At 71.2% G+C, this 26,246-nt stretch carries 20 protein-coding genes and 3 pseudogenes; 7 read left to right on the top strand and 16 right to left on the bottom strand.

Going from position 1 to position 26,246, the window contains the following annotated elements; translation table 11 throughout:
• Window positions 1–121 precede the first annotated feature (121 nt).
• Genes KSF81_RS12065 through rfbC form a run of 5 tightly spaced genes read right to left on the bottom strand, consistent with a single transcriptional unit; the run spans window position 122 to window position 6,852 of the window.
• A complete protein-coding gene (locus KSF81_RS12065; protein WP_217379187.1) occupies window positions 122–3,442 on the bottom strand; it encodes a glycosyltransferase in 3,321 nt (1,106 codons plus the stop codon).
• A gap of 21 nt (window positions 3,443–3,463) precedes the next feature.
• Complete coding sequence (rfbA, locus tag KSF81_RS12060) at window positions 3,464–4,330, bottom strand: glucose-1-phosphate thymidylyltransferase RfbA (RefSeq protein ID WP_217379186.1); 867 nt, start codon at window positions 4,328–4,330, stop codon at window positions 3,464–3,466.
• A complete protein-coding gene (gene rfbD / locus KSF81_RS12055; RefSeq protein WP_254453480.1) occupies window positions 4,327–5,184 on the bottom strand; it encodes a dTDP-4-dehydrorhamnose reductase in 858 nt (285 codons plus the stop codon). Before rfbD ends, rfbA begins: the two co-directional genes overlap by 4 nt.
• Window positions 5,185–5,227: 43 nt before the next feature.
• Window positions 5,228–6,307, bottom strand: a complete 1,080-nt coding sequence (gene rfbB, locus KSF81_RS12050; protein WP_217379185.1) for a dTDP-glucose 4,6-dehydratase — start codon at window positions 6,305–6,307, stop codon at window positions 5,228–5,230.
• A gap of 11 nt (window positions 6,308–6,318) precedes the next feature.
• A complete protein-coding gene (gene rfbC, locus KSF81_RS12045) occupies window positions 6,319–6,852 on the bottom strand; it encodes a dTDP-4-dehydrorhamnose 3,5-epimerase (RefSeq protein WP_217381669.1) in 534 nt (177 codons plus the stop codon).
• 316 nt (window positions 6,853–7,168) lie between these two features.
• Between rfbC and KSF81_RS12040 the strand changes: the two genes are divergently transcribed.
• The gene (locus KSF81_RS12040) at window positions 7,169–8,005 is read left to right on the top strand and encodes a flagellin (RefSeq protein WP_217379184.1); all 837 of its coding nucleotides are present in this window, start codon (window positions 7,169–7,171) and stop codon (window positions 8,003–8,005) included.
• 16 nt (window positions 8,006–8,021) lie between these two features.
• On the opposite strand, the gene KSF81_RS12035 is transcribed toward KSF81_RS12040, so the two are convergent.
• Entirely contained in the window at window positions 8,022–9,086 is a 1,065-nt protein-coding gene (locus KSF81_RS12035; protein ID WP_217379183.1) for an isocitrate/isopropylmalate dehydrogenase family protein, read from the bottom strand.
• Window positions 9,087–9,226: 140 nt separating this feature from the next.
• Here KSF81_RS12035 and KSF81_RS12030 point away from each other — a divergent pair, with 140 nt between their 5' ends.
• Entirely contained in the window at window positions 9,227–10,216 is a 990-nt protein-coding gene (locus KSF81_RS12030) for a tripartite tricarboxylate transporter substrate binding protein (RefSeq protein WP_217379182.1), read from the top strand.
• A 36-nt stretch (window positions 10,217–10,252) separates the two neighbouring features.
• Here KSF81_RS12030 and tcuA read toward each other — a convergent pair whose 3' ends face one another.
• Window positions 10,253–11,791, bottom strand: coding sequence for an FAD-dependent tricarballylate dehydrogenase TcuA (tcuA, locus tag KSF81_RS12025; protein ID WP_217379181.1), 1,539 nt, complete (start codon window positions 11,789–11,791; stop codon window positions 10,253–10,255).
• 182 nt (window positions 11,792–11,973) lie between these two features.
• Between tcuA and KSF81_RS12020 the strand changes: the two genes are divergently transcribed.
• A complete protein-coding gene (locus KSF81_RS12020; RefSeq protein WP_309139546.1) occupies window positions 11,974–12,882 on the top strand; it encodes a polysaccharide deacetylase family protein in 909 nt (302 codons plus the stop codon).
• A 2-nt stretch (window positions 12,883–12,884) separates the two neighbouring features.
• Window positions 12,885–13,748 (top strand): CoA ester lyase, encoded by an 864-nt coding sequence (locus KSF81_RS12015; protein ID WP_217379179.1) that lies wholly within the window; start codon window positions 12,885–12,887, stop codon window positions 13,746–13,748.
• 134 nt (window positions 13,749–13,882) lie between these two features.
• On the opposite strand, the gene KSF81_RS12010 is transcribed toward KSF81_RS12015, so the two are convergent.
• From KSF81_RS12010 to KSF81_RS11980, 9 genes and pseudogenes are all read right to left on the bottom strand, one after another.
• Window positions 13,883–15,154, bottom strand: a complete 1,272-nt coding sequence (locus KSF81_RS12010; protein ID WP_217379178.1) for a hypothetical protein — start codon at window positions 15,152–15,154, stop codon at window positions 13,883–13,885.
• A gap of 72 nt (window positions 15,155–15,226) precedes the next feature.
• Entirely contained in the window at window positions 15,227–15,682 is a 456-nt protein-coding gene (locus KSF81_RS12005) for a hypothetical protein (protein ID WP_217379177.1), read from the bottom strand.
• 83 nt (window positions 15,683–15,765) lie between these two features.
• On the bottom strand, window positions 15,766–16,632 hold the full coding sequence (locus tag KSF81_RS12000; RefSeq protein ID WP_217379176.1) for a neutral zinc metallopeptidase: 867 nt from the start codon (window positions 16,630–16,632) through the stop codon (window positions 15,766–15,768).
• A 57-nt stretch (window positions 16,633–16,689) separates the two neighbouring features.
• Window positions 16,690–17,955, bottom strand: a complete 1,266-nt coding sequence (locus KSF81_RS29565) for a CaiB/BaiF CoA-transferase family protein (protein ID WP_254453479.1) — start codon at window positions 17,953–17,955, stop codon at window positions 16,690–16,692.
• A pseudogene (locus tag KSF81_RS29560) lies at window positions 17,952–18,602 on the bottom strand (Bug family tripartite tricarboxylate transporter substrate binding protein); the annotation flags it as partial. The pseudogene KSF81_RS29560 and the gene KSF81_RS29565, both read right to left, overlap by 4 nt.
• Window positions 18,603–18,633: 31 nt before the next feature.
• Window positions 18,634–18,963, bottom strand: a pseudogene (locus KSF81_RS32080) (tripartite tricarboxylate transporter substrate-binding protein); the annotation flags it as partial.
• Between the two features lie 65 nt (window positions 18,964–19,028).
• Entirely contained in the window at window positions 19,029–20,597 is a 1,569-nt protein-coding gene (locus KSF81_RS11990) for an ABC transporter substrate-binding protein (RefSeq protein ID WP_309139545.1), read from the bottom strand.
• Window positions 20,594–21,448, bottom strand: coding sequence for a fumarylacetoacetate hydrolase family protein (locus KSF81_RS11985; protein ID WP_217379174.1), 855 nt, complete (start codon window positions 21,446–21,448; stop codon window positions 20,594–20,596). The genes KSF81_RS11990 and KSF81_RS11985 overlap by 4 nt, the downstream gene beginning before the upstream one ends.
• 13 nt (window positions 21,449–21,461) lie before the next feature.
• The gene (locus tag KSF81_RS11980) at window positions 21,462–22,364 is read right to left on the bottom strand and encodes a TauD/TfdA family dioxygenase (RefSeq protein WP_217379173.1); all 903 of its coding nucleotides are present in this window, start codon (window positions 22,362–22,364) and stop codon (window positions 21,462–21,464) included.
• Between the two features lie 123 nt (window positions 22,365–22,487).
• On the opposite strand from KSF81_RS11980, the pseudogene KSF81_RS32075 reads away from it, so the two are divergent.
• The 3 genes and pseudogenes from KSF81_RS32075 to KSF81_RS11965 all read left to right on the top strand — a co-directional run.
• Window positions 22,488–22,688: pseudogene (locus KSF81_RS32075) on the top strand (hydantoinase B/oxoprolinase family protein); the annotation flags it as partial.
• Window positions 22,672–24,144: a hydantoinase B/oxoprolinase family protein gene (locus tag KSF81_RS11970; protein WP_217381667.1), complete on the top strand. Its 1,473-nt coding sequence runs from the start codon at window positions 22,672–22,674 to the stop codon at window positions 24,142–24,144. The pseudogene KSF81_RS32075 and the gene KSF81_RS11970, both read left to right, overlap by 17 nt.
• A 4-nt stretch (window positions 24,145–24,148) precedes the next feature.
• Window positions 24,149–26,245: a hydantoinase/oxoprolinase family protein gene (locus KSF81_RS11965; protein ID WP_217379172.1), complete on the top strand. Its 2,097-nt coding sequence runs from the start codon at window positions 24,149–24,151 to the stop codon at window positions 26,243–26,245.
• Window position 26,246: the final 1 nt, after the last annotated feature.

Below are 26,246 nucleotides of genomic sequence, written 5' to 3'. Positions count from 1 at the left end.
GTCCCAAGCATGCTCGCTTGTATTTGTGTCGCCACATAGTGGTCAAGAGTATACCGGATGCTCAACCGTCCAAAGATTTTCCTTCAGGCGTCCGCAGCGATCCGAAACTCCCGCCCTGGGGTCACAAGTCCCAGCTCCAAGGATCCACCGCCGCGCAGCCCACCAGATGCGCCTCGATCTCCGCCGCCGAGGGCTCGCGGATCGCCGCGAAGGGCCGCGTCCAGCGGCTCCAATGCGGGTTGAATCCCGGGTCGCGCAGCAGCCCCTCCCCCCAGCGCTCCGCCAGCTTGCGGGCCTCGAATTCCGCCCGTTCCTTCTTGCCGGCGTCCTGGTCGTCCAGCCCGCGGCTCTTCGACTCGAAATGCACCAGCGCGATCCCGGGCTCGTAGAGCACCCGCAGCCCCGCCGCGCGCAGCTTCAGGCAGAAATCCACGTCATTGAAGGTGATGCCGAGCCCATGCTCGTCGAAGCCGCCCACCCGCGCGAAACTTTCCTGCCGGCAGGCCAGGAAGGCGCCCGTCACCGCGCCCACCGCGCGCAGGCTCTGCCAGCGGCCGAGCGGCCCCGGCTCCTGCATCGGCGCGCCGACACCCTCATGCGCCGCCAGGCGTTCGGCGCCCATCACCACCCCGGCATGCTGCAGCGTCAGGTCCTCATAGACCAGCCGCGCGCCCACAGCACCCACCTCAGGCTCCGCCAGCAGCCGCTCCAGCAGCCGGTCCCAGCCGGGCGTGAGCATCCGCGTGTCGTCGTTCAGGAACAGCAGCGCCCCGTCCCGCGCCTCACGGGCGGCCAGATTGTTCAGCCGTGACCAGTTGAAGGGCTCCTCCACCCGCAGCACGGCGAACCGGCCCGCCGCCCTGCCCTCGGCCAGGAATTCCAGGGTCGCAGCGTCGTCGCTGCCATTGTCCACCACCAGCAGCCCGATCCGCCCGGGCTCCGCCGCCTTCTCGACCAGGCTCGAAAGCGCGCCGCGCAGCAGCGCGCCGCCGTTGCGGGTCGGCACGATGGCGGTGATGCGGCCCCCTGGCCCCTCCCTCGGTGCATCCAGCAGCCAGGGCCGCCGCAGCAGCGGCCGCAATGCGGCGGGCGTCGCGCCCGACGGCGCCTCCGCAACCTCGTCCCGCTGCACGGAGAACAGCACCCGCGGCACATGCGCCACCACGCCCGCACGCGCCAGGGCGGCCGCGAGCAGCCAGCGCCGCTCCGCCAAGCCGGCGCTATCGGGCGGCACCGCCTGCCAGGCCGCCAGCAGCGCCTCGCGCCGGGCGCAGACCAGCTCGCCGCAGGGGTTGCGGAAGGGCAGCGTCCATTCGTCGAAACAGGCGCGGAAGACCGGCGCCTCGTGCCGGTCGACATGCCGCACCGGCTCGGTCAGGGCATCCTCGTCGCAATAGAAGCCGGCCGCACCGGTGCTGGCGGCATGCACGAACCAGGAGAGCGCAGCCTCGGCGAAGACGCTGCCGGGGGGCGCCAGCAGCACCAGCGGCTCCTCGCCCGCCGCCGCCGCGCGCCGCTCGGCCGCTGCCATCGCCTCGCCCGCCGCCAGCGGCCAGGGAAGGAAGCGCGGGTCGCGCGCCGCCGCCTGCGCCAGCAGGGCCTGGCGCTCCGCCGAGCCGGTCAGCAGCACCGCGGTCCAATGCGGCCAGAGCTGGCCGGTCAGGCTGTCCAGCGTGCGGCGGAGCCCCTTGGTCGAGACCGCATCGCAATCCAGCACCAGCCGCACCGCCAGGGGCTGCGCCGGCAAACGCGGCGGCGGCGGCACGGCATGCTGGCGGCGGAAGGCGGCATAGAGGTCCGGCGGCCAGGCGGCGAAGCTTTCCAACTGCGGCAGCATCGCCTCCAGACGCCGCAGGGTGCCGCGCATCTCGGCCAATTCGGCGGCCATGCGCTGCATGCTGGACCGGGCATCGGTGAAGACCGCATCCAGCAGGAAGGCGGGCCCGACCGGCTGGCCGCTGCGCGCGGCAATGATCTGGAAGCGGAAGCCCTCCGCCGGCCGCATCCGCGAGCGGCCGCGCCAGGGGATGCGGAAGCCGGCGCGCTCCGCCCCTGCCTCCGCGGCCTCGGCGCGCGGCCGGTCGGCGCGGCCGAAGCCCACCAGCTCGCCATTGCAGTGGATCTCGATCTCGATCGGCTCGGCCGATTCGCGGTCCAGCGCCCAGCCGGCCACCACATCGCCGGTGACATAGTCGATCGCCCCGGTCGCGCCCTGGGAGGCCGCCGCATGCAGCGCCGCCAGCGCCGCCCGCGCATCCTGCCAGAGCACGTCATGCGCCCGCTGCAACTCCGCCGCGATGGCCGGCAGGGAGACCAACCGCAGCAGCAGCGCGGCGGGGTGCAGCGGCGCCACGCCCTGCAGGGGCAGCGCCAGGCGTTCCTCAAGCCAGGCGCCGGCCTGCCGCCGCAATTCCAGCGGCAGGTGGAAATGCGGGGAATCGCCGCCGCCGATCAGGCGGTGCAGCGTCTGCGTCCGGAATTCCTCGGAGCCGAACAGGGTGGCGATCAGGGTCCAGAGCGGCGCGCCGGCATGGCTGCGCCGCACCGCCTCGCTCTCCGCCTCGCGGCCCAGCACGGCGAGATAGGCCATCGCCACATCCTCGCCACCGACCCTGGCCGCGCGCAGGTGCAGCAGGCCGGAGGCGAGGTCCGGCAGGGCCTCCAGCAGCGGCGCGTGTTCCGCCGGGTGGCTGGCTTCGATCAGCGGCGCCAGGGCGGGCTGGGTCAGCAGCGCGGCGAGCAGCGTGCCGTAGAAACCGGTGGCATCCGGCCGCACCCCCAGCCGATCCTCCAGCCAGGCGGCGCAGCCAGCCAGCGCCGCGGCCGGCAGGCGGCAGGCGGGCAGCCAGCCGCCTTCGATGACCGGCCGCAGAACCTCCGCGCGGAAGCGGGGCGTGGCGATCTCGGCGGCCAGGAATTGCAGCAGCGTGCCGGCCGGCGTCTCTGCCGGCCCGGCATCGGCCGTCTCGCCATGCAGCAGGCGGCCGAGCCAGAGCCGGTCCCGCGCCTCCGCGGGAAGGGTGAGCAGATGCGCCGGGCATCGCTCCGGCCGGTCGCGGAAGCCGCGCAGAACCTCCTGCCGGGATTCCGGCTGCCGGGCGATGGCGGCAGCCACCGGCGCCGCGTGCAGCAGCGCGCCGGGCAGGGTGCCGGCGGAACGGGGCAGGCCGGGGGTGGCGCGCAGCAGGTCCTGGCGGCTGGCCCAGTCCCAGGCTTCCTGCCGTGCCGCCTCGGTCAGCCCGGCATGGGGTGGCAGCGCGCCACTGGCCAGGGTGGCGAGCACGGCATCGAATTCGCCCGACCGCGCCAGGGCCGCCACGATCTCCGGCACCGGGCGCGGCAGGTTTTCGGCGATGACGGCATCGCTCTCCGGCTCGCGGCCGAGCAGGGCGCGATAGGCATTCACCACATCCACGCGGCCGGTGGGCAGGGCGCCGGTCATGCTGCGGCCTGGTCCCTGAGCCTAGCCCGCCTGGATGAGGTGTTCGAGATACCGTCCGTAGCCGCTGTTGCGCAGCGGCCTGGCGACCTCGCGCAATTGCTGGTCGGAGATGAAGCCCTTGCGCCAGGCGACCTCCTCGGGGGCGGCGACCTTCTGGCCGGTGCGCTTCTCGATGGCGCGGACGAACTCGCCGGCCTCCAGCATGCTGTCGTGGGTGCCGGTATCGAGCCAGGCATAGCCGCGGCCGAGCTGCGCCACGCGCAGGCTGCCCTCCTCCAGATAGACCCGGTTGAGGTCGGTGATCTCCAGCTCGCCACGCGGCGAGGGGGCAAGGGCGCGGGCGATGGCGGGCGCGCGGCCGTCGTAGAAATAGAGCCCGGTGACCGCCCAGTTGGAGCGGGGCGCGGCGGGCTTCTCCTCGATGGAGAGGGCGCGGGCCTCTTGGTCGAACTCGACCACGCCGTAGCGCTCCGGATCGGCGACGCGATAGGCGAAGACCGCCGCGCCCCGGGGCGCCTGCGCCTCGCTCATGCGGGTGTCGAGGTCGTGGCCGTGGAAGATGTTGTCGCCGAGGATCAGCGCCGAGGGACCGCCGGCCAGGAATTCCTCGCCGAGGATGAAGGCCTGGGCGATGCCGTTCGGCCGCTCCTGCACCTGGAACTCCAGGCGGATACCCCATTGGCTGCCATCGCCAAGCAGGCGCTGGAACAGCGGCAGGTCATGCGGCGTCGAGATCAGCAGGATCTCGCGGATGCCGGCCAGCATCAGTACCGAAAGCGGGTAGTAGACCATCGGCTTGTCATAGACCGGCAGCAACTGCTTCGAGACCGCGAGCGTGGCCGGGAACAGCCGGGTGCCGCTGCCCCCGGCGAGGACGATGCCCTTCATGCCGCATTGGCCTCCTTCCGTGGCAGCAGCGCGTCCAGGCAGCGCGCCAGCCCGGCCCGCCAGTCGGCCGCCTCGATGCCGAGGATCTCGGCGCTGCGGCGGCAATCCAGCCGACTGTCGGCCGGCCGCCTAGCCCGGGTCGGGTAGTCGGCGGTGGTGATGGCGGCGAGCCGCGGCGCCGCCTGGCCGCGCGCCGCGGCACCCTCGAAGATCGCCTGGGCGAAGCCGTGCCAGGTGGTATGCGGCGCGCCCGTCAGGTGGAAGACCCCGAAGGCGGGGTCGCCGGCCGGCGCCGCTACCAGGCGCGGCAACAGGCTGACCACCGCATCGGCCAAGTCGTCGGCGAAGCTGGGCGCGCCCTGCTGGTCGGCGACCACGCCGAGTTCCGCCCGCTCGCGGCCCAGCCGCAGCATGGTCTTGACGAAATTGCCGCCATGCGCCGAGCAGACCCATGCGGTGCGCAGCACCAGGGCGCGCGGATTGGCGGCCAGCAGCAGCCGCTCACCCGCGAGCTTGGAGGCGCCATAGACGCTGGCCGGGGCCGGCGGATCGGCCTCAGTATAGGGCCGGCCGAGGCTGCCGTCGAAGACGTAGTCGGTGGAGAAATGCACCACCGGGATGCCGGCCCGCGCCGTTGCCTCGCCAAGCAGGCCGGGGCCGGTGGCATTCACCGCGAAGGCCAGTTCGGCCTGGTCCTCGGCCCGGTCCACCGCGGTATAGGCGGCGGCATTCACCACGATGTCCGGCCGGAAGCCGGCGAGCGCGGCATCGAGGCTGGCCGCGCTGGTCAGGTCGAGCTCGGGCGGCTCGCCGGCCAGGATCGCATGGCCCGCCGCCGGCAGCCGGTGGCACAATCGGTTGCGATCTGGCCGAGCCGGCCCACCACCAGGACCCGCATCACGCACCCTCCCCGCTGGGCAGCAGGCCGAGCCGCTCGCCGCCATAGACCCGCTCGCGCAAGGGCCGCCACCACCACTCATTGGCGAGATACCAGTCGATGGTCCGGGCCAGGCCGCTCTCGAAGCTCTCGGCCGCCCGCCAGCCCAGCTCGCGCTCGATCTTGCCGGGGTCGATGGCATAGCGCCGGTCATGCCCGGGGCGGTCCGGCACGAAGCGGATCAGCGACCGCCGCGGCTGCCCGGCCAGGCTCGCGGGGCCGGGGCGGCGGGCATCGAGCAGGTCGCAGACCGTCTCGACCACATCGAGGTTGCGCCGCTCGCTGCGGCCGCCGATGCAATAGGTCTCGCCGGGCCGGCCATGCTCCACCGCCGCCACCAGGGCACGCACATGGTCGTCCACGAAGAGCCAGTCCCGGACATGCCCGCCATCGCCATAGACCGGCAGCGGTCGGCCCTCCAGCGCATTCAGGATGATGAGCGGGATCAGCTTCTCCGGGAAGTGGAAGGGGCCGTAATTGTTCGAGCAGTTGGTGACCAGGGTCGGCAGCCCATAGGTCTCCCGCCAGGCCCGCGCCAGGTGGTCGGAGGCCGCCTTGCTGGCGGAATAGGGCGAGCGCGGGTCATAGGGCGTCGCCTCATCGAAGGCGCCGCCGGCTCCCAGCGAGCCGAAGACCTCGTCGGTCGAGACATGCAGGAAGCGGAAGCGCTCGCGCGCGGCGGGCTCCAGCCCGGCATGGTAGCCGCGCGCCGCCTCCAGCAGGGCGAAGCTGCCCTGGATATTGGTGTGGATGAAGGGCTCGGCGCCGGCGATCGAGCGGTCGACATGGCTCTCGGCGGCCAGGTGCATCACCGCCTCGGGCCGGAATTCGGCGAAGGCCGCGCGCATCCGCGGCAGGTCGGCGATATCGGCTTCGAGGAACCCGAAGCCCGGCCGGCCCTCGCAGTCCCGCAGGCTGCGGCGGTCGCCGGCATAGGTGAGCTTGTCCACCACCAGGACCGCGGCGCCGCGCGCCAGCACGAGGTGGCGGGTAAGGGCGGAGCCGATGAAGCCGGCGCCGCCGGTGACGAGAATGCGCATGATGGGAATGCTCAATCGAAACAGTCGGGCAGGTCGCGGAGCCGCGGCGCCCGGCGGTCCTTGTCGGAAAGCTGCACCGCCGCCGCCTCGAAGGGCCAGGGCAGCGCCAGGTCCGGGTCGTCCCAGGCGAGGCTGCGGTCGAGGTCGGGGGCATAGACCTCGCTCACCTTGTAGGCCACCTCGGTATCCGGCTCCAGGGTGCAGAAGCCATGCGCGAAGCCGGCCGGGATATAGAGCTGCCGCGCATTGGTGGCGCTCAGCTCCACCGCCACATGCCGGCCGAAGCCCGGCGAGGACCGCCTGAGGTCCACCGCCACATCCAGGATCGAGCCCCGCAGCACCCGCACCAGCTTCGCCTGGGCCCGCGGCGGGAGCTGGAAGTGCAGGCCCCGCACCGTGCCCGGCCGCGCCGAGAGCGAGTGGTTGTCCTGCACGAAGCCATCCATGATGCCGAGCGCGGCGAAGTCCCGCGCGCTGTAGGTTTCCAGGAAGAAGCCCCGGTGGTCGCCGAAACGCCGTGCCTCCACCAGCACGGGGCCCGGCATGCCCAATCCCAGCGCCAGGAAATTGCCGGAGGCGAGAGGCGGGGCATCCTTCAAGATTTGCGCGAGCATCGAGCACCCCGGGACCTGGATCCGACAAAGCTGGAGGAATGCGGCGGCTTCCCGCTGCCGGTCCAATCAGTAGACAATCTATGGTTGAAGTCAAGCGCTCTCGTATACCCGTTAGGTGCCAGGGGGGATCCCCCTCCGGCCAGCCGGCACGGAATTCACTCGCCGCGCTTAACCTCGCCTTCATCCCGGTTGTGCAACCTGTCGCTCAGCCGCCCCAGGATCGGGGCCATTGCAGGGGAAAAGCCCGATGCCGCTGAATTCGGTGAATACCAACACCGGCGCCATGGTGGCGCTGCAGTCGCTGAACCGCACCTCCGACGACCTGGCGGCGACCCAGAAGCGCATCTCCACCGGCTACCGCGTGGCGGATGCCAAGGATGACGGCGCGGCCTTCGCGGTCGCGCAGCGCATCCGCAGCGATGTCGCCGCCACGAATTCCGCCAATCAGCAGCTTGGCGGGGTCAAGGGCCTGCTCGATGTCTCGAACACCGCGCTGGAGAATGTCTCGGGCACGCTGTCCAAGCTGAAGGAGGTGGCGATCAAGCTGGCCGATGGCACCATCACCGCGGAACAGCGCACCCAGTACCAGTCGCAGGCGAAGGAACTGACCAACAACGTCCAGTCCTTCATCAAGGATGCCAGCTACAACGGCGTGAACGTGCTGAACGACCCGGCCACGCTGCCGGTGAAGGTCGTCAGCAACGGCTCCGGCAGCTACTACACCTTCAACGGCTCCAAGGCGGCGACCAACATCTTCAACGCGGTCTCGGGCGCCAATGCCTGGACCCGCGGCGATGCCTCCGCTGCGCTCACCAAGACCGGCGCGCTCGGCAAGGCCATCACCAGCACGCTGACCACCCTGAACAATTTCGGCAGCTACTCGAACTATGTCGACAGCCAGATCACCTACAATAAGGCCATCCTGGACGCGCAGGAAAGCGGCCTCGGCGCCCTGATCGACGCCGACATGGCGAAGGAATCGGCGAAGCTGCAATCCCTGCAGATCCGCCAGCAACTCGGCACCCAGGCGCTCGGCATCGCCAACCAGGCGCCGCAGTCGCTGCTCAGCCTGTTCAAGGGCTGAAGCCGGCCTTGCTGTGTCAGCCGCCCGTCACGCGCCCCGCCACGGCATGCCCCATGGCGGCGGTGCCGAGCCGGCCGCCGACATCGCGCGTCCCCTCCCCCGCCGCGATGCTGCCCGCCACCGCCGCCTCTATCGCCCCCGCCGCCGCGGCATAGGCATTGCCGCCGCCCCGCTCCGCCAGCCAGCCGAGCAGCATCCCGGCCGAGAGGATCAGCGAGGCCGGGTTGGCGATGCCCTGCCCGGCGATATCCGGCGCCGAGCCGTGCGAGGCCTGCGCCATGCAGCCATGCTCCCCGGCATTGATCGAGCCGCCGAGGCCGAGGCTGCCGGAAAGCTCGATCGCCAGGTCGGAGAGGATGTCGCCGAACATGTTGGTGGTGACGACCACGTCGAAGCGCTCCGGCTTGCGGACCAGATGCGCCGCCATGGCATCCACGATCACCTCGTCATAGGCGATGTCGGGATGCGCTGCCGCCTCGGCGCGGCAACTGGCCAGGAACATGCCGTCGCCGCGGGTCAGCACATTGGCCTTGTGCACGGAGGTCACATGCCGGCGGCGGCGCGCCGCCAGGCGGAAGGCGGCGGCGGCGATCCGGTCGCAGCAGGGTTTGGTGATGCGGCGCATGGAGACCACCACGTCAGGCGTCACCAGGATCTCGGCATTGCCGGCTTCCATGTTGCGGTCGGCGTAGAAGCCCTCGGTATTCTCCCGCACCACCACCAGGTCGAATTCCGCGCCGGTCGGCGCACGGAGGCCGGGGAAGGTCCGCGCCGGCCGAATATTGGCGAAAAGGTCGAGTCCGCGGCGGAAGAAGGCGGAGGGATTCACCGCGCCGCCGCCCTGGCCGGCATAGGCATGGGTGTCCATCGGGCCTAGGATCAGCCCATCCGCCGCCCGCACGGCGGCATCCACCCCGGCCGGGATGGTCTCGCCCTGCGCCTCCAGGGTGGCGCGGCCTGCCGCCATGGGCACCAGGTCGAGGCCGAGCCCGAAGCGGGCGGAGGCGGCCTGCAGCACCTCCAGCGTCGCATCGGTGATCTCCGGTCCGATGCCGTCGCCGGGCAGCACGATAAGGCGCATGCGAATCGATTCCCCTGCTGAAGTCCGTCGCGGCGGAATGTCGGATACCTGGCCACGTCTGGCCAGGGGGGGGGAGCGTGTTCCACCGCCGCGCGTTCCGCTCTAGAATCCAGCCCAAGCAAGACCCGCCGGAGAGCCCGATGCCCCGCCTGACCCGCCGCGCCGCGATCATCACCTCGGCCCTGGCCGCGCCTGCCCTGCTGCTCCCCGCCGCTGCCCGGGCGCAGGATGGCTGGCCGAACCGGCCGGTGACGCTGATGGTGCCCTGGGCGCCCGGCGGCTCCAATGATGTCGCGGCGCGGCTGCTGGCGCCGCAGTTGGAAGCGCGCTTCGGCCAGCCCTTCGTGGTGGAGAACCGGCCGGGCGGCGGCGGTGCCGTCGGCATGGGGCTGGTCGCCCGGGCGCGGCCGGACGGGCTGACCTTCCTGGTCTCCTCCGCCTCCAACCATGTCTTCCATGCGCTGATCGCGACCGATCTCGGCTACGATGTGCGCCAGGCCTTCCACGGCGTGGCGATGCTGGTAGATGTGCCGAATGTGGTGGCGGCGAATACCGCCTTTGGCGTGACCAACATCCAGGAACTGATCGCCAAGGTGAAGTCCTTGCCGCACGGGATCAGCTTCGGCTCCTCCGGCGTCGGTTCCTCGAACCATCTGGCCGGGGAGCTGTTCCGGCTGCGGACCGGGCTCGACATGACGCATGTGCCCTATCGCGGCGGCGGACCGGCGCTGGCGGATGTGATCTCCGGCACCATCCCGGTGGTCTTCCTCAACCTGCCGACCATGCTCCCGCCCGCCGAGGCCGGCCTGGTCCGCATCCTGGCCGTGGGCACCGAGAACCGGGTGCCGAGCCGGCCGGATATCCCGACCGTGGCGGAGCAGGGCGTGGCGGATTATGCGGTGCGGTCCTGGACCGGGCTCTTCGCGCCGCGCGGCACGCCGCGGCCGGCGATCGACCGGCTCTCCACCGCGCTGCGCGAGATCCTGGATGCGCCGGCGACCCGCGCCAGGCTCACCGAGATGGGCAGCGAGCCGATCTACATGGACCCGGCCGAGACCGACCGCTTCGTGCGGCAGGAATTCGACCGCTGGGGCCCGGTGGTGAAGGCTGCCGGGCTGAAGCAGGAATAGCAGCCGGGGCGGGGTCCAACCCCGCCCCGACCAGACTCAAGCCGGCACCGGCGCGGCCGCGCCCCCGGCATTGGTCTTGAGGTCGGCCACCGCCGTCGCGCCCGCCAGCTTGCCGAAGACCGCGCCGTTGATGAGGCCGGAACCGCCCGGGTAGTTGAAGTAGAAGATGCCGCCCACCAGCTCGCCGCAGGCATAGAGGCCGGCGATCGGCTGCTGGTCGTCGTCCAGCACCCGCGCCTCGGTGTCGATGCGCAGGCCCCCGAAGGTGAAGGTGATGCCGCAGCCGACCTGGTAGGCCTCGAAGGGCCCCTTCTCGATGGTATTGGCCCAGTTGGACTTGTTGACGGCCAGCCCCTCGGTGCAGCGGCCGTCCTTGATGTTCGGGTTGAAGGGGATGTCCTGGCGGACCGCGGCGTTGTAGGCGCGGATCTCCTCCAGGAAGGCCTTGCCGTCCACGCCATCGAGCTTCCCGGCCAGCTCCTCCAGCGTCTCGGCCTTCACCTTGGTCACCTGCCTGATGCGGTACTCGTCGCGCAACTGCTGGACGACCTGCTGGTCGAAGACCTGCCAGGCGAAATTGCCGGGCTGCTCCAGCACCACGCGGCCGTATTTGGCGTAGGTGTAGTTGCGGAAATCGGCGCCCTCGTCGAGGAAGCGGCGGCCATTGGCATTGATCAGCACCGACCAGGGGTAGGAGTGCTTCTGGAAGGCGTCGCCGACCGCGAGGTCGCCGAATCCCGGCGCGTTGAAGTCCCACTGCACGGCATGGCAGCCCGACCAGTTGCCGAAGGGCGAGGCGCCGATCGCCAGCGCCATCTTGATGCCGTCGCCGGTGTTGAAGCGGGTGCCGCGCACCTTCGCCAGTTCCCAGCCCGGGCCGAGATAGCGCGTGCGCATCTCGGCATCGCTCTGGAAGCCGCCGGCGGCCAGCACCACACAGGGTGCCTTGATGTCGTAGATGCGGCCGGGCGCCTTCACCCGCATCCCCTGCACGCGGAAGCCGTCGTACAATATCTCCTGGGCGCGGGTCGCGTAGCGGATCTCGATGCCGCGCTTCTTCGCGGCCTCGGTCTCGGCCTGCACCAGGCCGGGTCCGCCGCCATAGGCGGCGACGGTCAGGCCGCCCCAGAACTTGAACCTTCCCTCCACCTTGAAGGCCTGCTGGCCCCAGATCGGGGCGAATTTCACGCCCTTGTCCTTCAGCCACTTCATCGTCTCGAGGCTGCGGCGGACCAGGATCTCGCAGAGGTTCGGGTCGGTGCGGTTCCGCGTGACGCGGAACATGTCGTCGAAGAACTGGTCTTCGGTGTAGGTGCCGAAATCGGTGATGGCGCACTCCGCATCCGTCAGATCCGGCATGATCTCCCGCAGATCCTCGACGCCGCGATAGGCGAAGCGGATGTTGCCGGCGGTGAAACGGGTATTGCCGCCGGCTTCCTCCTCCGGCGCGCGTTCCAGCACCACCACCCGGGCGCCCTGTTCCTGCGCCGAGAGCGCCGCGCAGAAGGCGGCATTGCCGCCACCCACCACGATGACGTCGAAATTGTCGGCGGCACCCGCACCATCGGCCGGCATAGGCATTTCCTCCCGCGAGATCGGTCGGGAAGGTTTTAGCAGGGTGGGCGGCGGGGTCCAGACGGGGGCAGGTTGCGCCGCCCCCTGGCGGGCCATAGCGTTCGGTATCGCCAGCCGATTCAGACCTCCGGGCCATGCGGCCCTCCGGTCATCGGGTGGCCGTTGATCCAGGGAGAGCCCGCGTGAAGCTGCCGGCCCATGGGCGCTATGCCCATAGCGCGATCAAGGATCGCCCCGCCTATGAATGGCCGAACGGCACGCGGCTGGCGCTGCTGGTCTGCAACAACATCGAGCATTTCGCCTTCCGCGCCGGCCTCGGCAGCGACAGCGCGCAGCCCGGCGCGGCGCAGAACCAGCGCAACTATGCCTGGCGGGACTACGGCAACCGCGTCGGCCTCTGGTCCCTGCTGGAGATGCTGGACGAGCTGGATCTGCCCTGCGCGCACAACGTCAATACCGCCGTGCTGGACCATTGCCCAGAGATCGCCCCCGCCCTGCTGGCCCGCGGCGACGAGTTCGTCGGCCATGGCCGCACCAATGCCGAACGCCAGGACGGGCTGTGGGAGGAGGATGAGCGCCGCCTCATCGCCGAAAGCCGCGAGGGCATCCGCCGCCACAGCGGCAGCGCGCCCGCCGGCTGGCTCGGCCCCTATATCGCGCAGAGCCCCGCCACCCTGGACCTGCTGCGGGAGGAGGGCTTCTCCTATGTCATGGACTGGCCGGCGGACGACCAGCCCTTCTGGATGCGGACGCGCGCCGGGCCGATCCTTTCCGTGCCCTATTCCGTCGAGCTGAACGACAGCCCGGCCCTGGTCTTCCGCCAGCATTCCGGCCGCGAATTCGCCGAGATGATCGTGGACCAGTTCGACGAGATGCTGGAGCAGTCGCGCCACCGCCCGCTGGTCTGCAGCGTGGTGCTGCACCCCTTCATCACCGGCCAGCCTTTCCGGCTTCGGCCATTGCGCGAGGCGCTGCGCCACATCCTCTCGCAGCGCGAGCGGCTCTGGGTGACGCGGCCCGGCGCGCTCGCCCGCCATGTCGCCACCCTGCCGCCCGGCCTGGTGCCGGGCTCCGAAATGCTGAAGGACTGACCATGCGCAAGCTGCCCCAGTGGCGTTCCCTGCTCTACGTGCCCGCGACGCAGGAGAAATTCGTCGCCAAGGCGCATACCCGCGGCGCCGATGCGATCATCCTCGACCTCGAGGACGCCATCGCCCCCGGTGAGAAAGCCGCCGCCCGCGCCGCGCTGGCCGCGGCGGTGCCGATGGTGCGGCAGGGCGGCGCTGAGGTCTGCGTGCGCATCAACCAGCCGCTGCGCTTGGCGGTGCCGGATATCGACGCGGCGGTGGCCGCCGGTGCCGATGCGCTGATCCTGACCAAGCTGATGGGCCCGGACCATGTGCGCCTGCTGGCGGAGCATGTCGCCGAGGCCGAGGCCGCCGCCGGCGTGCCGCAGGGCCATATCAGGCTGATCGGCCTGGTGGAGACCGCCGCCGCGCTCTCGGCCATGGAGGCGATCGCGCGGGCCGATCCGCGCATGGCGGCGCTCGGCGCCGGGGGCGAGGACCTCGCCACCGATCTCGGCATGGAGCCGACGCCGGATGCGCTCTATGTGCCGAAGATGCTCTGCGTCATCGCGGCCAGGGCGGCGGGCATCCTGCCGCTCGGCTTCATCGGCACGGTGGCGGGGCTGTCGGACCCGGAGGGCTACCGCGCCATGCTGCGCCGCTCCCGCAGCCTCGGCTTCGCCTGCGCGAGTTGCGTTCATCCCTCGCAGGTGGCGGTGATCAACGAGGAATACGGCGCGCGGCCGGAGGAGGTCGAATGCGCCCGGCGCATGGTGGCCGCCTTCGACGCCGCCATCGCGCGCGGCATCGGCGCCGTTAGCTTCGAGGGTCAGATGATCGATGAGCCGGTGGTCGCGCGAGCCCGCAGGTTGCTCGCGCGCGCTGGATAGGGTGCGAGCCCGCAGGTTGCTCGCGCGCCTGAAAGGGTGCGAGCCCGCGGGTTGCTCGCGCGCGCCGGATTGGGTGCCGGTCGCGACACGGCCGGCGGATCGCTCCGCCGGCCGCCTCTCGTCCTGGCCGATTTCTACCGGCTTGGGTTCCGGGTCGGGTTCGTGCCGCTCGTATTGGTGCCGAGCGCCCGGTCCGTGGCCCGCTCCGCCGCCGTGCCGGGCGGGTTCCGGCGCGTGCCATCCTCGTTCTCCGGATGCGCACCGCTGATATTGGTGCCCGCGACCTCGTCCACGCCACGCGACAGCTTCGTGCCCGGCGGGTTGCCCGGCGTGCCGTCCGGGGCGCTGGTGGACGTGCCAGCACCGGTGCGCCGGTCATTGCCGGGATAGGCGCCGCTGACATTGGTGCCGGCCGCCTGATCGACGCCGCGCGACGCCATGGTGCCGGGCGGGTTGCCCGGCGTGCCGTCCGGCGCGCCGCCCAGGCTGCTGCGCCGCTCATTCTCCGGATGCGCACCGCTGATATTCGTGCCCGCCACCTCGTCGACGCCGCGCGACAGCTTCGTGCCGGGCGGGTTGCCCGGCGTGCCATCCGGCGCGCCGCTCAGGCTGCCGCGCCGCTCATTCTCCGGATGCGCGCCGCTGATATTCGTGCCCGCCACCTCGTCGACACCGCGCGACACCATGGTGCCCCGCGGATTGCCCGGCGTGCCGTCCGGCGCGCCGGTGCCGAGGGCGGCGTCGGTCCGCGTCCCGGGCGTCGTCCGCGTGCCCATCATGCCGGCGGCGGTGGTGGTGCCAACACCGGCGGCGGTGCCGATGCCGGAATAGGGCTCGGCGGTCTCGTCGTAGCGGGTCCAGCCGCCGGAGCGGTAGCTGGTGGCACGCTCCTCGGTATCCACCGCATTGTGCCGCGCCATGATGGCTTCGGCCTCGGCGACGCGGTTCTCGTCGGTGCGCACCGTCACCAGGGTGCCGCCGCGGCGGACGCCCTCAGCATAGACATGGGCATGTTCCTCGCTGATGCCGGCCCCGGTCAGGCCGCCCAGCAGGCCGCCCGCTGCCGCGCCGACGCCGGCACCGGTCAGGGTCGCCACCAGCCAACCGGCGGCGACGACGGGGCCGAGGCCCGGAATGGCCAAGGCGCCGATCCCGGCGAGCAACCCGGCGCCGCCGCCGACCAAAGCGCCGATCGTGGCGCCCGTGCCGGCGCCGCTGGTCGTGCTGGTCTCGCCGTCACGGTCCGCCACGGTGTCGCCGGCTGCCCCGGTGACGGAATCGCTGCCGGTGGTATTGGCGATCAGGCTGACATTGTCATGGGAAAAGCCGGCCGCTTCCAGGTCGCGCACGGCGGCGGAGGCATCGGCATAGCTGTCGAAGAGGCGGGCGGTGGTACGGGTCGCCATGGGGGGGATTCTCCATTGTGCTGGGGACGGTGGGGCGGCCGCTGGTCGGGGGACGGCCGCCGGGCCTATCCGTCACTGGGTCGAGACATTGCCCTGGTAGTCCAGCGCCACGCCGACCGACTGGCCGCCGCGCTGCGCCTGGCCGCGCCAGATTCCCTGGTCGTCCTTCCGCAGCTCGCCGACGCCGCTGAAGCCCGCCGCCTCGATGCGGCTGCGTGCCTGGCCTTCGGTGAAGCTGTTGGCGCCGGGCACCGGCGCATTGGCGGTGCGGGTGCCGTCATCGGTGGTGACGGCGCGCTGGCTGCGCTCCGTGCCCGTGTTCGGCGTGGTGGCGCCGCTGCGATCGGCCGAGGGCGTGGTGGCCGAGGGCGCGACACCGGGTGCCGGCGCGGTCATGCCGGGCCTGGTGCTGTTCTCGGTCGCGGCGGTGGGCGGGTTGCGGTCCGGCGTGGCCGGCGAGGTCTGCGCATAGGCCGGCAGGGCAGCCGCTGCGCCCAGCAAAGCGAGGCGAAGGATCGTCGATCGCATCATTCTTCTCCCGTGTGACATTTCCCGTCGCGGGCCTTGCCCGCCAGAGGCTCCCTTAACGGGCGGTCAGCCGAAGCGTTCCGTTACAACCGGTCCGTGCCAAAGGTGTCGCACTGGCGAACCTCACCGGTTTCCAGCCCGCGGCGGAACCACCGCACCCGCTGCGCGGAACTGCCATGGGTGAAGCTCTCCGGCACGACATAGCCCTGGGCGCGGCGTTGCAGGCGGTCGTCGCCCACCGCGGCGGCGGCGTTCATGCCCTCCTCGATATCGCCGCGCTCCAGGATGTTGCGCGCCTGGTCGGCGTGGTTGGCCCAGACGCCGGCGAAGCAGTCCGCCTGCAATTCAACCCGCACGGAAAGCGCGGCGCCCTCCGCCGGCGAGGCGGCGCGGGCGCGCAGGGCTTCCACGCGCTGGGTGATGCCAAGCTGGGTCTGCACGTGGTGCCCGACCTCATGCGCGATGACATAGGCTTGCGCGAAATCGCCCGGGGCGCCCAGCTTGCGCTCCATGTCGCGGAAGAAGCCGAGATCCAGATACACTTTCTGGTCACCCGGGCAGTAGAAGGGCCCGACCGCGGTGCTCGCGGTGCCGCAGGCCGATTGCACGGCGCCGCTGAACAGCACCAGATGCGGCGGCACGTAGCGGCGGCCATTGGCCTGGAAGACGGCGCCCCAGACATCCTCGGTGGTCGCCAGCACCTGGGCGACGAAGCGCCGCATCCCGTCCTGCTGGCCCGCCGGTGGCGGCGCATCGTAGCGGGCGGTCGGGGCCTGCATCTGCCCGGTGTCGTCGCCGCCCTGCAGCACCACGCGCGGATCGACGCCGAAGAGCAGCGCCAGCACCACCAGCACGATGGTGCCGATGCCGCCGCCGGCGACGCCGATCGGCACCCCGCCGCCGCGGCGGTCCTCGATATTGCCACTTTCGCGCTCGCCGCCCAGCCGCATGGCCGATCTCCTGCCCCGGCCGCCGGTGTTCCGGCCCCGGATGCGGCGATAAGCCTGTCAGGGCGCCGCCGGTTCCGTTGCCGGGTCGCGCACCACGCCGGCGGCGCGCAGCCGGGCCAGCTCCGCCTCCCCCAGCACGGGCCCAAGGATGGCGCCATTGTGCTCGCCGAGGCGCGGCGCCGGGCGGGCCAGGATGCCGGGCGTGCCGGAGAGCCGCGGCACCTGGCCATGCATGGGCAGCCAGCCGCCCGGCATCTCGGCATCCGGCACCTCGATCACCGCCTCGCGCTCGATCACGTAGCGGTCATGCTCCAGCCGCTCGGCATCCATGATCGGGCCGATGGTGACGCCGGCCCGGTCGAAATGCGCCAGCGTCTCCTCCAGGCTGCGCGCGGCGATGAACTCGGCGACGATGCGGTCGAGCTCGATGCCGTGCCGCACCCGGTCCGCATTGCTGCGGAAGCGCGGGTCCGTGATCATGTCCGGCCGGTCCATGGCGATGAACAGCTTCTCGGTCATGCCCTGGGTCGAGGCGGAGAGGCAGACCCAGCCGCCATCGCTGGTGCGGTAGGCGTTGCGCGGCGCCGCATTGGTGCTGCGGCTGCCGGTGCGCGGCTTCACCTGCCCGGTGAGCCGCCAATTCGCCATCTGCGGTTCCAGCATGGTGAAGATCGGGTCGAAGAGCGAGAGGTCGATCACCTGGCCCTGCCCGGTCGCCTCGGCATGGCGCAGCGCGATCATGGCGGTGGCGGCGCCGTAGAGCCCGGCATAGCCATCCGCCATGTACATCGGCGGCAGCACCGGCTCCCGGTCGGCGAAGCCGTTCTGCGCGGCGAAGCCGGAATAGCCCTCGACCAGCGTGCCGAAGCCGGGCTTGTGCCGGTACGGCCCGTCCTGGCCCCAGCCGCTGACGCGCACGATCACCAGCCGCGGATTGGCCTCCAGCAGCAGGGCGGGGTCGAGGCCCATCAGTTCCAGCACGCCGGGGCGGAAGCTTTCCACCAGCATCGCCCCGTCCCGCGCCAGGGCCCTGACCACGGCGATGCCCTCGGCGCTGCGGAGGTCGAGGCAGATGCTGTGCTTGTTGCGGCTGAGCGTCTTCCAGGTGGTGGAGACGCCGCGGATACGCCAGGCGCGCAGCGTGTCGCCCTCCGGCGGCTCCACCTTGACGACCTCGGCGCCATGGTCGGCCAGCACCTTGGTCAGCATGTTGCCGGCGACGAGGCGCGACAGGTCCACCACGCGGAGGCCCCGCAGGGCGCCGGTGGCGGCGGGGTCGAAGCCCTTGCGGTGCGGTGCGGGCGCGTTCGCTGGCATGGTCATTCGGCGCGGATATTTGCGGCCCGCGCCACTTCCCGCCAGCGGGCCAGGTCGGCATGCAGCACGGCGGGGAATTCCTCGGGCCCCACCGGGCTGGGGCGGGCGCCCTCGGCATCGTAGATGCGCTGGATGGCGGGGTCGGCGAGCGCGGTATTGACCGCGCCATGCACCGCGGCGCGGAGTTCCGGCGGCAGGCCGCGCGGCGCCAGCAGGCCCCACCAGATCGCCACCTCGTAATCCACCCCCTGCTCCTTCACCGTCGGCACCGGGGCGACACCCTCGGGCAGGCCGCCGCCCGGCGCGGTGGCGGCGATGACCCGCACCCGGCCCTCGCGGATGGCGGAATTGGCGCTGGCGACCGTCGTGATCAGCACCTGGATATGCCCGGCGATCAGGTCCGTCACCGCCGGCGCGGTGCCGCGATAGGGGATGTGGTTCATCCGGATGCCGGCGCGCAGGCAGAAATACTCGGTGATGAAGTGGTTGATGCCGCCGGCGCCGGAGGTGCCGTAATCGATGCTGCCTGGCTTGGCACGGGCCAGCGCCACCATCTCCGGCACGGTGCGCGGCGCGAAATTCGGATTGGCCAGGATGAAGAAGGGCGCGCGGGCCAGCAGGGCCACCGCGTCGAAACTGCCCTCCGGGTCCCAGGGGGGTCTTCTGCAGCACCGAGGTGGTGGCGAAGGAGGAGGAGGTGACCATCAGCGTGTAACCATCCGCCGGCGCCTGCGCCACCTGCCCCGCGCCGATGGCGCCACCGGCGCCCGGCCGGTTCTCGATCACGAAGGGCTGGCCGAGCCGCGCCTGCAACCGCTCCGCCAGCGGCCGGGCCACGACATCATTGGAGCCGCCGGGCGGAAAGGGCACGACGATGCGGACAGGGCGGTTGGGCCAGCCGGAACCGGTGCCGCCCCCGGTGCCGCCCTGGGCCCGCAGCAGGCGCGGCGCGGCCAGGGCCGGCGCGGCGAGCGCCGCGAGCAGGGGGCGGCGGCCGATCAAAGATGTGGTCATGCGATCCTCCGCCGCCATTCTGGACGCTGGCGGCGCGGCTGTCAGGCCCCCGGCGGCGCCGGGCACTATTCCAGCGAAATATCCTGCGGCCGGGTCCGCTCATCCACCCTTCCGGCATGGCGGAGGCCGCGCCGCATGGCCCAGACATTGACCTGGAAATGCAGCGGCAGGATCGCGGCATCCTCCATCACCAACTGCGTCGCCTGTTGCAGCAGGCGGTCCCGCGCCGCATCCTCGATGGTGACGGAGGCCTGTTGCAGCACCTCGTCATAGGCCGGGTTGGAGTAGCGGCTGCGGTTGACGGCGCCGAGGCTGCGGCTCCGATCATAGCTGCCCATGGTGGCGCGCAGCCCGGTCAGCGGCTCCCCGGTGGAACTGCCCCAGGAGACCAGGAAGGCCGAGAATTCCTGCCGGCTCGCGCGGCTGATGAAGGGCGCATAGGGCGCCGCCTCCACCGCGGTGCGCACCCCGGCGCGGCTCCACATCTGCGCCACCGCCTGGATGATGCGGGAATCGTTCAGGTAGCGGTCGTTCGGCCCGTGCAGCGTCACACGGAAGCCCTGCGGGAAGCCGGCCTCGGCCAGCAGCCGCCGCGCCGATTCCAGATCCACGGCGGGCACCGGGATATCCGGGTTGTAGCCGAAGGCGCCGGGCGGCATGAATTGGCCGGTCGGGATCGCCACCCCCTCCATCACCCGCTCCACGATCGCCTTGCGGTCGATCGCCAGCGACAGGGCCTGGCGCACGCGGCGATCCTTCAGCGGGTTCCGCGCCAGCGGCTTGCCGTCGTTGTCGGTGGCGAAGGGCGTGGCCGTGTCGCGCAGATGGTCGAAGGCGAGGTAGACCAGGCGCAGGCTGGCGGCTTCCGTCAGCTTGAGGCGCTGGTCGCGGCGCAGGCGGGCGATGTCGCCGGTCGGCACCTGGTCGATGAACTCCACATCGCCGGCCAGCAACGCGGCGACGCGGGAGGCATCGTTCAGGATGAGCCGGTAGTCCACCCGCTGCCAATGCGGGCGCGGGCCCCAATGCTGCTCGTTCCGCTCCAGCTCCAGCCGCTCGCCGCTGCGCCAGGAGACCAGGCGATAGGGGCCGGTGCCGATGGCGGCGCGGCCGCTGTTGAAATCCTCGGTGGTCGCGCCGGCATGGGTGGCGCGGTTCAGGATCGCCACCTGCGAGACATCGGCCGGCAGCAGCGGCGCCGGGCCGGCGGTGCGCAGCCGCAGGGTCAGCGGACCTATGATCTCCACCGCCTGGATCTGCCTGGTATAGGCGGTGAAGAGGCCTGGGCTGTTCGGCACATCGGGCAGCCGCGCCAGGGTGAAGGCCACGTCATCGGCGGTGAGCTCGGCGCCATTGTGGAAGCGCACGCCGGGGCGCAGCTTGAACTCCCAGCCATCCTCCACCGGCTTCCAGCTTTCCGCCAGGCCCGGCCCGATCCGCGAGCGCTCATCCATCCGCAGCAGGCTGTCGAAGAGGATGGAGGCGACGGTGTTGTTCGGCCCGACATTGTGGAAATGCGGGTCGATGGAAGTGACCGGCGCCCCCACCGCCATGGAAAGGCTCTGCGCCCGCGCCGGGCCGCAGGCGAGCAGCGCGGCGCAGCCCAGCAGGGCAGCACGGGCGATGGCATTCACGCTGCGTCTTCCTCGGCCACCACCGGGTTGCGCAGGATGCCGATGCCTGAGATCTCCACCTCCACCACATCGCCGGGCACCATCCAGGGCGGCGGCTTGCGGGCATGCGCCACGCCCTCCGGCGTGCCGGTGGCGATGACGTCGCCGGGCGAGAGCGGCGTGAAGGCGGAGATATAGGCGATCAGCTCCGGCACCGAGAGGATCATGTCGCCCGTGCCGGTGCGCTGCATCTCGCGGCCGTTCAGCCGCGTCACCAGGGTGAGGGCGGCCGGGTCCGGGATCTCGTCCGCCGTGACCAGCCAGGGGCCGAGCGGGCCGGTATGCGGGAAGTTCTTCCCCGCCGTCACGGAATGCTTCTGGAAGTCGCGGACGCTGCCATCGTTGAAGCAGGTATAGGCGGCGACGTGCTCCAGCGCCCGCGCTGCGGGGATGTGCCGGCCGGGCTTGCCGATGACCACGGCGAGTTCGCCCTCATAGTCGAAGTGGGTGGAGTTGCGCGGCCGCCACATCGGCTGGCCATGGCCGATGATGGTATCGGCCAGGCGGGCGAAGATGCGCGGATTCTCCGGCACCTCGCGGCCCGCGGATTCCGCCACATGCGCGCGGTAGTTCAGCCCGACCGCCAGCACCTTGCGGTCCTGCGGCACCGCCGGCAGGAAGCTGACCTCCGACAGCGCGAGGTCCGGCGCGGCGCCGGCATGCGCCGCGAGCTGGTCCAGCGCGCCGGCCTCCAGCACGGCCTTGACGCCGCTGAAGCGCGCGCCGAGGCGGCGGCCGAGATCGATGATCCCCTCGCCCGAGACCAGGCCGAAGGACGGCCCGGCGGCGGTGGCGAAGCTGACGATGCGCATCCCTGCCTCCCCCTCAGGCCGCGCGCAGCCATTGCCGCTGGAAGGCGGGGTCGAAGACCTTCTCCGCCATCACCTGGCAGCGCAGCATCAGCCGGTGCTCCTCCGGGCCATAATCGGGGATGGCGTTGTGCAGGGTGCCGATATGATCCCAGATCAGCAGGTCGCCGACCGCCCAGTGATGCGCATAGAGGTATTTCTGCTGCAATTGATGCGCGAAGAGGAAGTCGAGCATGCGCTGGCTCTCGGCCTCGTCCAGCTCGTTGATCCGTTCGGCATAGCCGGGGTTGCAGTAGAGCACGGTGCGGCCGGTGATCGGGTGGGTCATGAAGACCGGATGCACCGCCGGCGGCCGCTTGGCACGCTGTTCCGGCGTGAGCGGGGCGCGGGCGCTGCCGGGGCGGCGGCGCATCTCCTCCCAGAATTTGTTGAAGTCGTGGGTGGCGGTCATCCCGGCCAGCCGCGTCTTCACCTCCTGCGGCAGGTCGGCATAGGCGGCGTGCATATTGGCAAACAGCGTGTCGCCCAAGGGCTTGCCGTCCCGCTGCGGCACCTTCACCGCATAGAGCACGTTCACGAAGCCTTTGGTGTCCGTATAGGACATGTCGGTATGCCAATCCTGCCCGGCATCGGCCAGCCCGATCGGCTCGCCATTCTCGACCACATTGGAAAGGATGCCGACCTCGGGCACCTCCTTGTGGTGGAATTTGCCGCCGATGCCGGTCTGAATCGGGCCGAAGCGCCGCGAGAAGTCGCGGAGATGCCGCGCCTCGATCCGCTGCTCCGGGATGCGCAGCACGCCATGTTCGCCGAGCGCGCGCAGCAGCACGGCGAAATCGGCATCCGAGAGCGGTTGCGCCAGGTCGAGGCCGCGCACGGTGGCGCCCAGGATCTGCCCCGTGGGTTCGATGGTCGGCATGGCTTTTCCTCCCGCGCGCAGGCCGGTTTCGCCGCAGCCTAGCAGCTTCGCGCGAGGGCGCTACCCGCCTTGCCGGCCCCGGGCGGCGGTTCTAGCCTCCCCGTGGCGACGGAGGGATGCGCGATGGCAGACGGCACCGATGAGGGCTTCGATCCGATCACCCTGGAAATCCTCTGGAGCCGCCTGATCTCCATCGCCGATGAGGCCGCGGCAGCACTGCTTCGCACCGCCTTCTCCACCATCGTCCGTGAATCGAATGATTTCGCCACGGTGCTGATGGACGCCAATGGCGACAGCGTGACGGAGAATACCGGCGGCATCGCCAGCTTCCTCCTGCATCCTGCCGCGCACCACCAAGCATTTCCTGGCGAAATTCCCGGCCGGGACCTGGCGCCCCGGCGATTGCGTCATCACCAACGACCCCTGGCTCGCCACCGGCCACCTGCCCGACATCACCGCGGTGACGCCGATCTTCCACCGCGACCGGCTGGTGGGCTTCGCCGGCTGCATCGCGCATTCGCCGGATGTCGGCGGCGCGCTCTGGTCCGCCGATTGCCGGGAGGTCTTCGAGGAAGGCATCCGCATCCCGCCGACGCGGTTGCTGCGCGAAGGCGTGCGGAACGAGGAGCTGGTCGAGCTCTTCCTTTCCAATGTCCGGGTGCCGAACCAGGTGATGGGCGACCTGGAGGCGCAGCTCACCTCCAACCAGGTCTGCGCCAGCCGCGTCGCGGAATTCCTGGAGGATGCCGGCCTCGCGGACCTCCAGGGCCTCGGCCGCGCCCTGCATGCCAGGGCCGACCGCGCCATGCGCCTGGCGATCGGCGCCGTGCCGGACGGCACCTACCGTTCCAGCATCGAGGCGGATGGATTCGACGAGGCGATCACCCGCATCCAATGCGCGGTGACGGTCAGCGGCGAGCGCATGGTGATCGACTTCGCCGGCACCTCGCCGCAGATCGACCGCGGCATCAACTGCGTCCTGAACTATACCCATGCCTATTCGGTCTATCCGGTGAAATGCGCGCTCGATCCCTTCACCCCGCGCAATGAGGGCAGCTACCGCGCCATCGAGGTGCTGGCGCCCGAGGGCAGCATCCTGAACCCGCGCTTCCCGGCGCCCTGCAGCGCCCGGCAATTGACCGGCCACCTGCTGGCAGGCGCCATCTACAAGGCGCTGGCGGATGTGCTGCCGGACAAGGTCATCGCCGAATGCGGCGGCGCGCCGACCATGCGGGCACTGTTCTCCGGCCTCGACCGCAATGGCGACCGGTTCAGCCAGATCCTTTTCGCCTCGGGCGGCATGGGCGCCTGCCCGCATCGCGACGGGCTGCCCACCACCGCCTTCCCCACCAATGCCGGCGCCGGCAGCATCGAGGCTTTTGAGAGCGTCGCGCCGCTGGTGGTGTGGCGGAAGCAGTTGCGCCCGGATTCCGGCGGCGCCGGCCGCTATCGCGGCGGCCTCGGCCAGGAGGCGGTGATCGAGGTGCGCGCGCCCGAACCGCTCCGCCTCTCGCTGCTCTCGGACCGGCGCGACCACCCGGCCTCCGGCGTGCTGGGCGGCGCCTCCGGCGGCGCCGCCGAGATCAGCATGAGCGACGGCACGCGCCCGCATCCGAAATCGCGCACCATGATCGCGCCAGGCACGCGGCTGGTGATGCGCTATGCCGGCGGCGGCGGCTATGGCCCGCCCTCGCAGCGCGATGCCGCGGCGCTGGCCGCCGACCTGCGCGATGGCTATGTCACCGAAGGCGCAGCGCAGCGCCATTACGGGCGGGGTTGAGGCGATGGCCATTCAGAAGCCCCGCGCCCGCATCGGCGTCGATGTCGGCGGCACCTTCACCGATTTCGTGCTGCACGACCCGGCGCGCGACCTGGTGCATACCGGCAAGCTGCTCACCACGCCGGACGACCCGGCCGAGGCCATCATCGAGGGCACGCAGCGCGTGCTGCGCGAAGTCGGCCTCACCCCGGCCGACCTGCACAGCATGGTGCATGGCACGACCTTGGTGACCAATACCGTCATCGAGCGCACCGGCGCCCGGGTCGGGCTGCTCACCACGGCCGGCTTCCGCGATTCCATCGAGATCGGGCGGGAAATCCGCTACGACCTCTACGACCTTTTCCTGGAAGCGCCGCCGAGCCTGGTGCCACGCCACCTCCGCCGCGAGATCCCCGAACGCCTCGATACCGATGGCAATGAACTCCTGCCGCTGGACGAGGAGGCGGTGCGGCGGGAAGTGCGCGACCTGGTGGAGACGGGCGGCATCGAGGCGCTGGCTATCGGCTTCCTGCACAGCTACCGCGACCCGCGGCACGAGAGGCGCGCCGGCGCCATCATCCGCGAAATCTATCCCGATCTCGCCCTCACCCTCTCGGCCGAGGTGGCGCCGGAGATCCGCGAATACGAACGCACCAGCACCGCCTGCGCCAATGCCTATGTGCAGCCGCGCATGCGCCGCTACCTGGATCGGCTGGAGGAACAGCTCACCGGTATCGGCTTCGGCGGCAGGCTCTATGTCATGCTCTCGGGCGGCGGCATCGCGGCGGTGCGGGAGGCGAAGGAATTCCCCATCCGCCTGATCGAGAGCGGTCCCGCCGCCGGCGCCATGGCGGCCGCCTTCCTCTCGAAGCTCGCCGGGCTCGACCGCGTGGTTTCCTACGACATGGGCGGCACCACGGCGAAGATGTGCCTGGTGGAGGATGGCGCGCCCGACCACAAATATGATTTCGAGGCCGGCCGCGTCCGTCGCTTCGTCAAGGGCAGCGGGCTGCCGCTCAAGGTCTCGGTCGTGGACATGATTGAGATCGGCGCCGGCGGCGGCTCCATCGCGCGGGTCGAGCCCGGCTCCGGCCTGATGAAGGTCGGCCCCCGCAGCGCCGGCGCCAAGCCCGGCCCGGTCTGCTATGGCCGCGGCGGCACCGAGCCCACGGTGACGGATGCGGACCTGCTGCTCGGCCGGCTCGACCCCGCCTATTTCCTCGGCGGCGAGATGCGGCTGGACCCGGACCGGGTGCGCCGCGCCTTCGCCGATGGCATCGCCGAGCAGCTCGGCCTGGCGCCGCTCGATGCCGCGCTCGGCGTGCAACGCATCGTCGATGAGACCATGGCGGCGGCAACCCGCATGCATCTCGCCGAGAAGGGGCGCGACCCCCGGCAATACGCGCTCATCGCCTTCGGCGGCGCCGGGCCGGTGCATGCCTGGAACCTGGCGCGGTTGCTGAAGATCCGGCGCATCCTGGTGCCCTTCGGCGCCGGCGTCGCCTCGGCGCTCGGCTTCCTGGTGGCGCCGCCGGCCACCGACATGGTGCGCAGCCATGTCGGCCGGCTGGAGCGGCTGGACTGGGCGCGGGTCAATGCCCTCTTCGCCGAGATGGCGGCCGAGGGCCGGCAATTGCTGGAGGAAGCCGGCGCCGACCCGGCGGAGATCGTGCTGAAACCGGCCGCCGACATGCGCCATGTCGGCCAGGGCTTCGAGATCCCGGTGCCGCTGCCCGGCATCGCGCTTGGCGAGGCCGATGCGGCGGCCATCCGCGCCAGCTTCTTCGCCAGCTACCGCGAGCGTTTCGGCCGGGTGGTGGAGGAGGCGCCGATCGAGGCGCTGTCCTGGCGCCTGGTCTGCGCCGCGCCCGGCCAGGACATCCGCATCGGCGGCGCCCCGGCCACGGGCGGCGGCGCCCCCGCGCCGCGCGGCCACCGCAGCGTGATCTTCGAGGGGCATGGCCCGCTGGAATGCGGCGTCTACGACCGCTACGCGCTGCGCCCCGGCATGGAATTCCAGGGCCCGGCCCTGGTCGAGGAACGCGAATCCACCTGCGTCATCGGCCCCGCCACGCGCGTGACGGTGGACGCGCAGCTCAATCTGGTGCTGGACTTGCCGTAAC

The organism is Siccirubricoccus sp. G192, from assembly GCF_019084075.1.
Taxonomy (GTDB): Bacteria; Pseudomonadota; Alphaproteobacteria; order Acetobacterales; family Acetobacteraceae; genus G192.
This window is presented reverse-complemented; position numbering and strand designations above follow the sequence as displayed.